The sequence below is a fragment of the Pedobacter sp. 05T44 genome (assembly GCF_056395985.1).
This window is the reverse complement of sequence record NZ_JBFTKO010000001.1, coordinates 521,385-534,367: the sequence shown is the minus strand read 5'-3', so window position 1 is coordinate 534,367 and position 12,983 is coordinate 521,385. Positions and strand designations below refer to the sequence as shown.

Below are 12,983 nucleotides of genomic sequence, written 5' to 3'. Positions count from 1 at the left end.
TCAGAGTCTGGAACCTTTTGCCCTGAAAAAGGGCAAAAGTTCCTAGGTCTCTTTGCAATACAATTGATTTTTTGTTAGACGCTTAATCTGGAAAATGTTCTGCTAAACGGCCGATAAGGAGCCGTCAAGGTAGATTTGACCTGTTGTGCTAGTCTGATAAAGTGGTTTTCCTAGTCCGGGACCCTGACCACGAAGTAGCTGGCCAGCAAAATAAATTCAGGGTGACGATAGTTCCCTTCTCTCCTCCATCCCTTTACGTCTCCCTCTATAAATTCAATAAAAATGAAGTTGGCTAGTTTTTGCGCTTAGAAAAAAATGGATATGCGATGAAGAGACCTGGGAATTGTTTAGCTTCTTCAGCGTAACTGATTCCAGACGCTGAATAGTATGCCATTTTTTAAAAAACTAACCAACTTCATTTTTATTAAATTTTTTTCCTTTAATTATTTGCTTTCCCTATTGTAATCGCTAATTTGAGAGTGATTTATAAAACCTCAAATTATGGAAATTATACACCTTAGTGCCGAATGCTATCCTATTGCTAAAGTAGGTGGTTTGGGGGACGTTGTTGGTGCTTTGCCTAAGTATCAAAATAAACTTGGACATGTGGCTAAGGTTGTTATGCCTGCCTATCAGACCAAATTTATGCAAGAGAATGAGTTTGAGGTGGTGTATGATGGCTGGAGTAAACTGGGCTTCCATAACTTTCCTGTAAGAATTTTCAGAGAGAAAACCAATAAGCTTGGGTTTGATCTTTATCTGGTGCACATTTCAGGACTTATGGACCGGGAAAAGGTTTACGGTTATGATGATGATACAGAACGCTTTTTAGCTTACCAGATATCCGTTTTAGATTGGATTTCACAATGGGAGCATCGTCCTGATGTTGTTCATTGTCATGATCATCATACCGGTTTAGTGCCTTTTATGATGGCATACTGCCAGCAGTTTAGAAATATTAGCAACGTACCTACCATATTAACCATTCATAACGCCCAATATCAGGGGCAGTTCGGCTGGGACAAACTTCACTATATTCCGCCATTCGACTTATGGAAATCGGGCCAGCTTGACTGGAGAGGCTCCATCAATCCACTTGCATCAGCAATTAAGTGTGCCTGGAGGGTAACTACCGTTTCTCCAAGTTACCTTGACGAAATAAGCTTTAGGGCAAACGGACTGGAGGATTTGCTGGCGCAGGAGCGTGGGAAGTCTGTAGGGATCTTAAATGGGATTGACAATGATGTCTGGAATCCCTCGGCAGATGCCATGCTCGAAAAGCAATTTTCTATTAAAACAGTTGAGGCTGGTAAAAAGGCAAACAAAGCAGCACTTTGCAGTGTTTTTAACCTGAATCCCGAAAAACCTTTGTACACCTTTATTGGTAGATTGGTTGGAGAAAAAGGAGCAGACCTGCTACCGGATATATTTTACAACGCTTTGCATCAGGCAAATGGCGATATAAATGTACTGGTGCTAGGCTCCGGTGATCCGCAGGTGGAGGGGAGACTGAATCATTTAAAAGATGTTTTTCCCGGAAATTACAATGCTTATATAGGATATAATGAACAACTTTCTCATCAAATATATGCGGGAGCAGATTTTTTGCTTATGCCAAGTAGGGTAGAGCCTTGTGGCTTAAACCAGATGTATGCTTTAAGATATGGTACAATACCTATTGTAAGGCGTATTGGAGGGCTTAAAGACACGGTAATTGATATTGGTGATGCCGGTTTTGGAATATGCCACGACCAAACCAGCGTATGGGATGTGAACCATGCAATGGGGCGTGCCTATGAATTATATTTGGATAAGAAAAAAGTGAAAGAAATTCGTAAGTTTATGATGCAGCTCGATCATTCCTGGGATAATGCGGCACAACAGTATATTGATCTTTACCAAATTTAAATATGAATGAACATGACTGACAAAGTATTGGGTGTAATTCTTGGCGGCGGCCAGGGCTCTAGGTTAGCCCCTCTTACACAAACTCGCTCAAAACCTGCTGTGCCTATTGCAGGGAAATACAGATTGGTTGATATTCCAATCTCCAATTGCCTAAATTCCGGTATACACCGCATGTTTGTTTTAACGCAGTTCAACTCTGCATCTTTAAATAAGCACATTAAAAATACTTACCACTTTAGCCACTTTAGTCTGGCTTTTGTTGATATTCTGGCAGCCGAGCAAACGCCCGAGAATCCGACTTGGTTTCAGGGAACTGCCGATGCGGTAAGACAAACGATGCATCACTTGTTGAACCATGACTTTGAATATGTACTGATCTTATCAGGAGATCAGTTGTATCAGATGGACTTTAAAGAGATGGTGCAGGCACATATTGATAGTGGGGTACAGGTTACACTTGCAACCATACCTGTAAATGCTAAAGACGCTCCTGATTTCGGGATTCTTAAGGCAAATGAACAGAATATCATCACTTCATTTATTGAAAAACCTAAAACTAATCTGGGCGACTGGATTTCAGATACTGGCCCGGAGATGCATGCAGAGGGTCGGGATTATCTGGCTTCTATGGGTATCTATATCTTTAATAAGGATCTTTTAATCAAGATTTTTGCAGAGAATGAAGATGAGAAAGATTTCGGAAAAGAGATTATTCCAAGAATGCTTACTGAATATGATGTGTTAAGCTATCAATACGATGGTTACTGGACTGATATAGGTAATATATCTTCGTTTTTTGAGGCTAATCTTGGCTTAACTGATGATATTCCTAAATTCAACTTATTTGATAGCAGCCATAGTATTTTTACGCGTGCCCGTATGTTGCCACCATCAAAGATATTAGGAACAACTTTAGATAAAACCATTATTGCCGAAGGCTGTATTTTACAGGCTAAATGTATAAAACATGCTGTTATTGGTATCCGCTCAAGAATTGGAGTGGGTACTCATATAGAAAGCTGTTACATAATGGGTAGCGATAAGTACCAGACCCTGATTGAAATAGAGAAGGAAAAAGGCACTAAGCCACTGATAGGTATTGGCGACAACTGTAAAATTGTAAACGCAATAATTGACAAAAACAGCAGAATAGGCGACAATGTGACGATTATTGGGGGTGCACATTTACCTGATGGCGATCATGCGCTTTATACCGTTAAGGATGGTATTGTAGTAGTGAAAAAGGGTGCTATTATACCAGATGGTACAGTCATTTAATTATTGATATTTAAACACCAGAGAAAAAGTAGTTTTTTCGAAAGGAACTGATGCTACTTCCAAACTTCCCTGGTGCATTTTCATAATGTTTCGGGTAATGGTTAAGCCAATACCCGAACCATTTTTTCTGGTGGTAAAGAATGGTACGAAGATCTTTTCTAATAGCTCAGGTTCAATGCCCTTACCATTATCACTAACCTCAAAATATAGCTTGTTCTGATCTAACCTGTAGTTAATCTCGATAACAGGATGCTCTGTTGTGCCCTCAAGTGCATATATGCTATTGGTAACCAGGTTGATCAATGCTTGCTCTACCAGTTTTAAGTCTATGTTTATACTGATTTTTGAGGATGTTTGCTCTACTTTTAGTATGATGTTTCGGCCGCTGGCAAAGGGCTGCATTAGCACTTTAATATGCTGCAAAATCTCGCCAATGGTATGGTAATGTAAGTCTGGTGTTGGTAGCTCGGCTATTAAACGGTAATCTTTTACAAAGTCCAGCAAACCTTCCGATCTTCTTCTTATGGTTTTTATTGCAGGTTTTAAGTCTTCAAGTTCTTCAAAATTTAAACTCTGCTTATCGGCAATCATACCGTCTACCGTGTTAGAAAGGGAACTGATAGGGGTAATGGAATTCAATATTTCATGTGAGATAACCCCAATGAGCCTGTTCCATGCTTCTGATTCTTTTTGCTCAATCTCGTCCTTAATGTTTTGGAAGGATATGATGGTATAGTCTGTATTGTAAAGGTTTAGTGGGATTACTTCTGTAGATAGCTGGATTAGTTTATCTTGTATTTTAAGCTCCATAAACCGTTTACCTCCTTTGCCAATAGATTCTATCTCGGTAGCAAATTGGGGAATATGTTGTCCTAGCCTATGCCAGTATTTATATGCAGGTACATTTAATAATTGGGCAGCAGCCTGATTAAAGAATACAATTTCTTCATGTTTTGTATCTTCTCTTTCGTCTTTTATTACAATCACACCTACAGGAACCTGTTCCAGAATTGTTTTTATAAGCTGAAACATAGAATCCTTTTCAAGCTGTATATCCTTTTGGACCTGTATAATATCGTTAAATGATTCATACAATTCCGGAAAACTACCTCTGGTTGCTTTATTTTTGAAGTTTAAAGTATTGTCGCGCGTTTTTACTGCCAGAATAAATCTATTGATGTCGTCCCTGATCTGGTTAATGTAATAGTAGAGGCTTAGCATTGTACCAATCAATATGATGCTTAAACCTATTATGGTAAACCATAGCTCCGTTTTTTTGATGAGAAAAAACAACAGAACAGCCAGTGCATTGATGACCAGCAGGCGACTTATTAAACGGAAGGTAAAACGGTTGTAAAACATTATAAATCGAATTTTTCTATACGCCTGTAAAGTGCTGCACGTGTTAATCCAAGATCTGCTGCGGCTCTTGATATGTTTCCTTTGTGCTTATCTATTGCCTTTTGCACCATTAGTTTTTCCATTTCCTCCAAGCCCATATCAGATTGGATGGGTGTGCTACTGCCAAATTTCTGTGGACTGAGTTGCAGGTCGTTTACCCCGATCTTAAGGCTATCTGACATGATTACAGCTCGCTCAACTACATGCTGCAACTCACGAACATTCCCCGGCCAGTGGTAAGTTAATAACATAGCTTCGGCCTTAGGTTCGAAATCCAGAATGCTTTTATGGTATTTGGTACTAAAAGTATTTAAGAAATGGCCTGCTAGAAGTAGGATATCATCTCCACGTTGTGCTAATCCTGGTAAAAGCAGCTCAACTGTATTTATTCTGAAAAGTAAATCCTGACGGAATGTACCTTTGGAGACCATTTCATTAAGCGGCATATTGGTTGCTGTGATCAGGCGTACATTGATCTTACGCTCTTTGCTTTCGCCCAAACGGTTAACCGTACGGTTCTGAATTACACTTAGGAGCTTTGCCTGTAACGGCATGGATAGGTTGCCAATCTCATCCAGAAATATTGTTCCACCTTCGGCCATTTCAAATCTTCCCGGCTTATCGTCTTTTGCATCAGTAAAGGCACCTTTAGCATAGCCAAATAATTCACTTTCGAACAGGTTTTCATTCAAAGAACCAAGATCTACATGCATAAATATCTGGTTCTTTCTGTGCGAGAGTTTGTGTAATTCATAAGCAAACACTTGCTTGCCGGTACCATTCTCTCCCAGAATCAATACATTGGCATCGGTTGGTGCTACTTTTATAAGCGTGTTTTGTAAATGCTTTATAGGTTCTGAGTTTCCTACAATGTTTTCAAACTGCCTGTTGATGTCCTTTTGCAAAGAAGAATGAATTCTTTCGAGCTTTTTTACTTTTTTGTTAGACTGCCTTAATCGTGAAGCGGCAGACAGTGTGGCAAATAGTTTTTCATTCTCCCATGGCTTTAATATGAAGTCTGTAGCGCCTTTTTTAATTGCCTGCACTGCAAGTTCAACATTGCCATAAGCTGTCATTAATATTACTACATAGTCTTTATCTATGGAAAGAATATGTTCCAGCCAGTAAATCCCTTCTCGTCCATCACTTGCTCCCTTTTGGTAATTCATATCAAGCAGAATGATATCTACTTCATTACGGCTTAGTAATACATTAATCTCTTTTGGTGATTTACAAGTGATTACCTGACTAAAATGCTGCTTTAAAAATAATCTTGCACTTAAAAGGATATCATCATCATCATCAATGACTAAAACGGTTGCATCTATCATTGTAATAAAAAATTTGTTAACCAAAAATACTAAAAGTGTTCGATGATGTACATCGAGTGTCCGATTTTGAACATGTTTTGTTTTGTGTTATATTTAATCAGTTGATTTACAGATGTCTAAAAGTTATTTGAGCAGTTGGCATATACTTGGCTTAGCGGTAAGTGTTAAGCGTAGAAAATAAAATGGATAAGAAAATAGAGAAAAAAAGATTCAATAAGAAAACCATCCTTATGCTGGTAGGAGGAGTGATCTTTGTGGGTCTTGTTGCATATGGGTACAGTTTGTCATTAAACAAAGTTTACAATGCCGATCCGGATAAAATCACCATCAATAAAGTACTTTATGGAGATTTTGAAGATGTAGTTTTATTAAATACCAGTGTTGTTCCGTTAACTTCTGTAATTGTCAGTTCTCCTGAAGGTGGTACTGTTGCAGAGATCTTTACTGAAAATGGAGCCAGTGTAGTAAAAGGAACACCTCTTTTAAGAATTACAAATCCCAATGCTTTATCTAGTTATACCTCTAGTGAGACCAGTATAATCGAACAGATCAATCAGCTGCGTAAGCTTAGGTTAGATCTTGAACAAAACCAAAGGGTGATGAGCCAGGATATGATGGATATTGAGAATAGTTTAAGAACGGCAACACGTAAATATAAAATAGACAGTGTATTGTATTCAAAAAAGGTAATCACTTTGCAGGAGTTTAACATATCAAGTCAGGACTATGAATATTATCAAGGTCGTAAAAAAATCCTGAGAGAAGCTGTAAAGCAAGAAAACCAGAGTCGTACGATGCAATTGCAACAAATAGATTTCTCTATAAGCAGAATGAACAAAAGTTTAGAAACCATTAGACAGAATATTGAAAATATGACCATTAAAGCTCCCGTTGCAGGCCGCTTATCATCATATGATCCGGTAACAGGTAAATCATATAATGCTAATGAAATGCTTGGTAAAATTGATGTGTTACAAGGTTATAAATTACAGGCTGGTGTTGATGAATATTACATTAACAGGGTAAAAGAAGGCCAGTCGGCAAACTGTGAATTTAACGGTAAAACCTATCGTTTAACGGTTAAAAAGGTAATCCCTGAGGTAACTGCCGGTCAGTTCCAAATAGAATTGACATTTGATGGTGCATCGCCGGATGGCTTAAGAAGAGGTTTATCGTTGCAGGTAAAACTAACCTTGTCTGATAACAGTAAATCGTTACTTCTGGCACAGGGACAGTTTTTTCAAAGCACTGGCGGGTCATGGGCGTTTGTACTTAAAGACGGGAAAGCAACAAAAAGAAATATAAAGATTGGACGTAAAAACCATCTGTATTATGAAGTACTGGAAGGTTTACAAAAGAATGAGGAAGTAATTACTTCATCTTATGATCAGTTCAATCAGTATGATATAATTGAAGTTAGTAAATAGAAATTAGTTTAGTTTTAGTTTAGTTAGATAGGAAAGGCCTTCTCTGTATCTGTGCGAGGAGCAGAGAAACTTTCCTATTACTAAAATAAAAAAATAGCATATATAAAATAGATTAACACCATAAAAATATAACCATGATAAAAATTGAGAATCTGGAAAAAGTTTACAAAACTGAAGAAATAGAAACAACTGCCTTAAATGGTATTAATCTTCATGTAAAAGAAGGAGAGTTTGTTTCTATAATGGGGCCTTCCGGTTGCGGCAAGTCTACCTTATTAAATGTAATGGGTTTGCTGGATAAACCTGAAAGTGGTAGTTATAAATTTATTGATACTGAGCTTCTGAAACTGAACGATAGAGAGCGTTCTAACTTTAGAAAACGTAATATGGGATTCGTATTCCAGAACTTTAACCTGATTGATGAACTGACAGTTTTTGAAAACATTGAACTGCCGCTGATCTATAACAAAGTTGCCGCGGGCGAACGCAAGCGCCTTGTAAATGAGATTATAGAACGGATGAATATTGTAAACCGAAGCGGACACTTCCCACAACAACTCTCTGGAGGACAGCAACAGCGTGTTGCTGTTGCCAGAGCTTTGGTAACCAAACCTAAACTGGTACTGGCCGATGAGCCTACCGGTAATTTGGACAGTTCACATGGTAATGAAGTAATGGAGTTATTGTGTGAGCTGAACGAAACAGGAACTACCATTGTAATGGTAACGCACTCTTCACATGATGCCAGTTTCTCTAACAGGATCATCAACCTAAAGGATGGACATGTTATTTCTGAAAAAATTAATAAGGGGCGTACAGAGGAATTGATCTAATTCCCTTAATAACTAGGTTACTATGTTTAAACTGAATCTTAAAATAGCATTGCGGAACCTCTGGAAAAACAAGGGATATACCTTTATAAACGTGCTTGGTCTTTCAATTGGAATGGCCAGCTGTATCCTTATTTTTATGTTCATCCGTTTTCAGCTGAGTTTTGATGAGGGATATAAAAATGAAGAAAGGATTTTCAGAGTAGTAACCAATTGGAAGTACAATGCCTTTGATGATTACTCTGCAGGAGTTCCTGTTCCTTTTGCAGCCGCGGCACGAAATGAAATTGCAGGATTTGAAAAGGTTGGCTCGATAGTAAAACGTGGTGGTATTTTGCATGTGAAAGACCAGACAGGAAGAGAGATCATTAAAACACAGGAAGCGGTATATTATGCCGACCCTGATTTTTTTGAAGTTTTTAATGATATCAGATGGCAATATGGCAATCCTCAGCAAGCACTATCTAAGCCTAATACCGTCGTTTTATCCGAAGCATTTGCAATTAAGTTTTTCGGGACAGCAGAACATGCTATTGGCAAAACCATTACATTAGGTGCCAAAACAAACCTTGAGGTAACAGGCGTAATACAGGACATGCCTCAAAATAGCAGTTTTCCGCTTGGGATCGTTATCAGTTATCAGACATACTATGGCCGGAATATCACGAACTGGGATTCTGTTAATTCGAGCTCATCAAGCTATGTTCTTTTAAAAGCCGGAGTGGCCCTTGCTGATATGCAGGTGCCTTTAGATAAGTTTAATAAAAAGTATTATCCGATTCAGAAAATTGCTGGTAATCAAAACAATCAACTTCAGGCATTAAGAGATATTCACTTTAGTACACAGTACGATAATTTCCTTGAATCGACAATTGGTAAAAGCGAAATCTATGGGTTAGCAATAATAGGCCTGTTCCTTATTCTAACAGCATGCATCAATTTTATAAATTTAAGCACTGCTCAATCTGTAAATCGCTCAAAAGAAATTGGTGTTCGCAAGGTTATGGGTAGCAAGCGGAAACAACTTATCGCACAGTTTTTAACCGAAACTTTTGCTCAAAGCTTAATCGCACTGTTAATTGCCTGTGTTATTGCCGAACTGGCAATACCGCCAATGCAAAATCTTTTTAAAGGACAAATTGAATTTAGTCTCTTCAGCCACATGAGCATTTTAGTATTCATGGTGCTTTTGGTTGTTTTTGTAGGTTTTCTTGCTGGCTTTTATCCTGCACTTATCATTTCCAGATTAAACCCTGTGTTGGCCATAAAAAATAAAATTTCTTTAAATGGTGGCAGTTTAAGCCTTCGTAAATTTTTGGTTGTGGTTCAATTTTCAATAACTGTGGTTTTGATTATCGGAACATTGGTAATCATCAGGCAAATGGAATATGTGCAAAAGAAATCTTTAGGCTTTGACCCGAACGCAGTTGCAATGGTTGGCATTTTGACCGATAGCACAAGCAAGACTAAATATAATACGTTTAAAGAACAGATATTGCAGGTTCCTGGGATTGAGTCCCTTAGTTTTTGCCAGTCAGCCCCATTATCAAACGATGTAAATTCGACCGATTTCACTTATAACGGAATAAAAAATAAAGATTTTGAATTAAGAACTGTAAGAGCAGATGAAAATTATTTCGAGCTTTTTGACCTTAAGTTAATTGCAGGTAAGATTTTTCTGAAAAGCGATACGGCTAATGGATGTGTGGTGAATGAAACGTTTCTGAAAAAAATTAATGTCACAAATCCTCAGGATGTGATAGGGAAAGTTATAGATGCAAGTGGCAACATCCTACCAATTACCGGCGTAGTTAAAGATTATAATGATAAATCATTAAAAGAAAGTATTTCAGGAATTGCAATTTTTCCTGGGAAACAAGAATACTGGAATGTCGCTATTAAAATAGATGCTAAACAAATTATGCCTGCAATGAAACAGGTAGAAAGAATTTGGAACAGCACTTTTCCAAACGGTATTTATCAGGCAAATTTTGTTAACGACAGAATAAACGGTTATTATGAGAGCGAACAAATAACCGGTGCATTGTTTAAAGTTTTTGCCGGCGTAATTATTTTCATTTCATTTATCGGTTTGTTTGGCTTAATTTCCTTCGTAGCTACGCAAAGAACTCGCGAAGTAGCAATCAGAAAAGTATTAGGTGCTTCAACCATAGAATTAGTGAAAATGTTGAACGGCTCTTTTTTGATTATGGTTTTCATTGCAAATCTAATTGCCTGGCCACTGGCTTATTTATTTGTCAATAAATGGCTGTCTGGTTTTGCCTACCGTATGGATTTAACGATATGGCCTTTTGTATTGGCTATGGGTATCTCGATGCTCACTACCCTAATTACTGTGAGTTTAAGATCATATAAGGCTGCAGTTGCAAATACTATTGACGCACTTAAATACGAATAATCAGCATGTTTAAACTGAACCTCAAAATAGCCCTACGCAACCTTTGGAAAAACAAGGCTTATACAGCAATTAATATTGGTGGACTTGCCATTGCTTTGGCGGCTTTTATATTAGTAATCCTGTATGTTACTTACGAAACCAGCTATGATAAAGATGTGCCGAATTACGACAGAATTTATCAGGTAGGGAGAAGCTTGCCGGATTTTAAAACGGAATATACACCTGCACCGCTGGCCAAATTAATTAAGGATAATTTTCCGGAAGTAGAGGTAGCGGGTAAAATGACTCCTACTTGGTTTGAATTTCCAATCAATACAGAAAAAGGCAGGGTTTATTCAAACAAAGCTTTGTTGATGGATTTTAAAGTTGCTAGAATGCTTAATATTTGGCCGGATGCAAAGTCAGTTGATGAAAAAGACCCGGGATTTCAGATGTATGTCCCTAAATTATTTATTAAAGAGCTGTTTTCAGACAAGAAAGTAGTATTTCCCACAATGGTTGGCCTCGGGCCAAAAAAAGATGCACAGCCCGTTAAATTATTTGGCACAATTGAAAGGACAGATGAGCATTCTAATATAAAGTTTGATATTGTATCGCTCTCAAAGGATATAGGTTTAGATAATAAGGATTACGGTACAAATAATTTTAGAACCTTTATACAGGTTAAAGATGGAGCAAATATCGAGGCACTCCAGCAAAAAATAGATCAGCTGTACAAGACGGAGCTTATTAAAGGCGGTATGACTGCAAATGACCGAAGAATTGCAGGACGTTCTGTTATTTTTCTGGATCCATTAAAGAACCTGCACTTAAGGCCAATGGCAGGCAACGATACTAATTATAAGATTGTAGTTGCATTGTTTGGCTTAGGTACCCTGATTATCATTATTGCCTGTATCAACTTTACAAATCTTACCATTGCTCAGGCTACCAAACGGGCAAAGGAAGTTKGGGTGAAAAAGGTACTGGGGGCTTATCGCTTTAACCTGACGTTCCAGTTCCTTGCAGAGATATTTATGCAATGTTTGCTAGCCTTAATATTAGGGCTTATTCTGGCCGAAATGATGCTTCCTTTGTTTAATAATTTATTTGGTATCCCATTGTCTATATGGCATGGAAATACGGCTCTTTTTGGTCAACTTATATTAATCCTATTAGGAGTTACAGTTATCTCCGGTATTTATCCGGCACTGGTACTTTCCGGTTATAAACCAGCATCAGTTTTAAAGGGCAATATGCAAACCAGTTACAAAACACTTTGGTTGCGGAATTCTCTTTTGGCAGGTCAGTTTGTAATCGCTATCATCTTTATTGCAGGTTTACTGATTGTAAACAATCAGCTAAAATATATGCAGGCTGAGGATAAAGGGTTTAAACCATCACAAGTGGTTTTTATTAAAAATATCCAGTTTTACAATAAGCCTAAAGATTTTGAAAGTGCAAGAAACAAAATAATGAAAATACCTGGAGTGAACAACGTAACTGTAGCTTCAGACATACCAGATGGATCTAAGCCCGGCACTAATAATTACAAATTAGAAAGTAAGGAATTATCAATGGACTTTCTGGATGTGAACTTTGATTACTTTGAAACGCTGGGTATTAAGTTAAAAAGCGGGCGCTTTTTTTCCAGAGATTTTATTGCTGATACAGCCGTTTCGGCAATTTTGAATGAGACTGCAGTGGCACGTTACGGAGTAACTAATCCTGTAGGTAAGGTAATTAGAGGTTGCAATATGGATTATAAAATAGTTGGTGTGGTAAAGGACTTTAAAGCTCAGGGTTTTGAAGCGACTGTAGCACCAACAATATATGCGATAAAGAATCCATGCAATGAAAAGAAAATAAAGATAATGGTAAATATTGACCAAAGTAGTATGACTTCAGCGCTTGCAGCACTTAAGTCGCAATGGTCTGATATTAATACACTTGATGGCGAAGATTTCAGGTATGAATTTTTGGATGAGTTGTATGGTAAGCTGTTTAAAAAACAGGAACAGCTTCAGTCGGTATTTTTCTTTGCAGCAATGCTAACCATATTTATTGCAGTATTGGGGCTCTTTGCATTTTCTGCATTTACAACCAACAATAGAATTAAAGAAATATCTATCAGGAAAATACTTGGAGCTACAGATTTTCAGATGTTTAAAATGCTAAATACCTTTTTCATTGGAATAGTATTGATTGCTAATCTTATTGCCTGGCCCCTTGCTTATGTATTGGCAAAGAAATGGTTAGAAACCTTTGCTTATAGAATAGACATCCCTCTTTTTCCTTTCGTTATTGCAGCATTATTTTCCACGGTTCTTACCGTGCTTACGGTGAGTATTCAGGCCCGAAAGGCGGTGAAAACAAATCCTGCCGATGCATTAAAATATGAATAACCTAA

8 protein-coding genes are annotated in these 12,983 nt (G+C 37.7%); 6 read left to right on the top strand and 2 right to left on the bottom strand.

Translation table 11 applies throughout. The annotated features are described in order from the left end of the window. The first annotated feature begins 501 nt into the window (after nt 1-501). Both AC1DDK_RS02170 and AC1DDK_RS02165 read left to right on the top strand, forming a co-directional pair. Nucleotides 502-1,908 carry a glycogen synthase gene (locus tag AC1DDK_RS02170; protein WP_172660634.1) on the top strand — a complete coding sequence of 469 codons (1,407 nt, stop codon included), beginning with the start codon at nt 502-504 and terminating at the stop codon, nt 1,906-1,908. A 12-nt stretch (nt 1,909-1,920) separates the two neighbouring features. Then, entirely contained in the window at nt 1,921-3,186 is a 1,266-nt protein-coding gene (locus tag AC1DDK_RS02165; protein ID WP_172660633.1) for a glucose-1-phosphate adenylyltransferase, read from the top strand. Here AC1DDK_RS02165 and AC1DDK_RS02160 read toward each other — a convergent pair whose 3' ends face one another. Continuing rightward, complete coding sequence (locus AC1DDK_RS02160; protein WP_172660632.1) at nt 3,187-4,548, bottom strand: sensor histidine kinase; 1,362 nt, start codon at nt 4,546-4,548, stop codon at nt 3,187-3,189. It abuts the gene before it with no gap. After that, the gene (locus AC1DDK_RS02155) at nt 4,548-5,918 is read right to left on the bottom strand and encodes a sigma-54-dependent transcriptional regulator (RefSeq protein WP_337715349.1); all 1,371 of its coding nucleotides are present in this window, start codon (nt 5,916-5,918) and stop codon (nt 4,548-4,550) included. The genes AC1DDK_RS02160 and AC1DDK_RS02155 overlap by 1 nt, the downstream gene beginning before the upstream one ends. 182 nt (nt 5,919-6,100) lie before the next feature. Here AC1DDK_RS02155 and AC1DDK_RS02150 point away from each other — a divergent pair, with 182 nt between their 5' ends. The 4 genes from AC1DDK_RS02150 (at nt 6,101) to AC1DDK_RS02135 (ending at nt 12,978) form a co-directional block, all read left to right on the top strand. Beyond that, nucleotides 6,101-7,345, top strand: coding sequence for an efflux RND transporter periplasmic adaptor subunit (locus AC1DDK_RS02150; protein ID WP_477611747.1), 1,245 nt, complete (start codon nt 6,101-6,103; stop codon nt 7,343-7,345). Between the two features lie 134 nt (nt 7,346-7,479). Then, entirely contained in the window at nt 7,480-8,178 is a 699-nt protein-coding gene (locus AC1DDK_RS02145; protein WP_068890251.1) for an ABC transporter ATP-binding protein, read from the top strand. 22 nt (nt 8,179-8,200) lie between these two features. Next, on the top strand, nt 8,201-10,594 hold the full coding sequence (locus AC1DDK_RS02140) for an ABC transporter permease (protein ID WP_337715347.1): 2,394 nt from the start codon (nt 8,201-8,203) through the stop codon (nt 10,592-10,594). A gap of 5 nt (nt 10,595-10,599) precedes the next feature. Next, a complete protein-coding gene (locus AC1DDK_RS02135; protein WP_477633793.1) occupies nt 10,600-12,978 on the top strand; it encodes an ABC transporter permease in 2,379 nt (792 codons plus the stop codon). The last annotated feature ends 5 nt before the right edge of the window (nt 12,979-12,983 follow it).

Excerpts from the sequence above, each read along its gene's own strand:
- AC1DDK_RS02145 (WP_068890251.1), top strand. The coding sequence starts at position 7,480 with ATGATAAAAATTGAGAATCTGGAAAAAGTTTACAAAACTGAAGAAATA.
- AC1DDK_RS02165 (WP_172660633.1), top strand. The coding sequence starts at position 1,921 with ATGACTGACAAAGTATTGGGTGTAATTCTTGGCGGCGGCCAGGGCTCT.
- AC1DDK_RS02170 (WP_172660634.1), top strand. The coding sequence starts at position 502 with ATGGAAATTATACACCTTAGTGCCGAATGCTATCCTATTGCTAAAGTA.
- AC1DDK_RS02155 (WP_337715349.1), bottom strand. The coding sequence starts at position 5,918 with ATGATAGATGCAACCGTTTTAGTCATTGATGATGATGATGATATCCTT.
- AC1DDK_RS02160 (WP_172660632.1), bottom strand. The coding sequence starts at position 4,548 with ATGTTTTACAACCGTTTTACCTTCCGTTTAATAAGTCGCCTGCTGGTC.
- AC1DDK_RS02140 (WP_337715347.1), top strand. The coding sequence starts at position 8,201 with ATGTTTAAACTGAATCTTAAAATAGCATTGCGGAACCTCTGGAAAAAC.
- AC1DDK_RS02150 (WP_477611747.1), top strand. The coding sequence starts at position 6,101 with ATGGATAAGAAAATAGAGAAAAAAAGATTCAATAAGAAAACCATCCTT.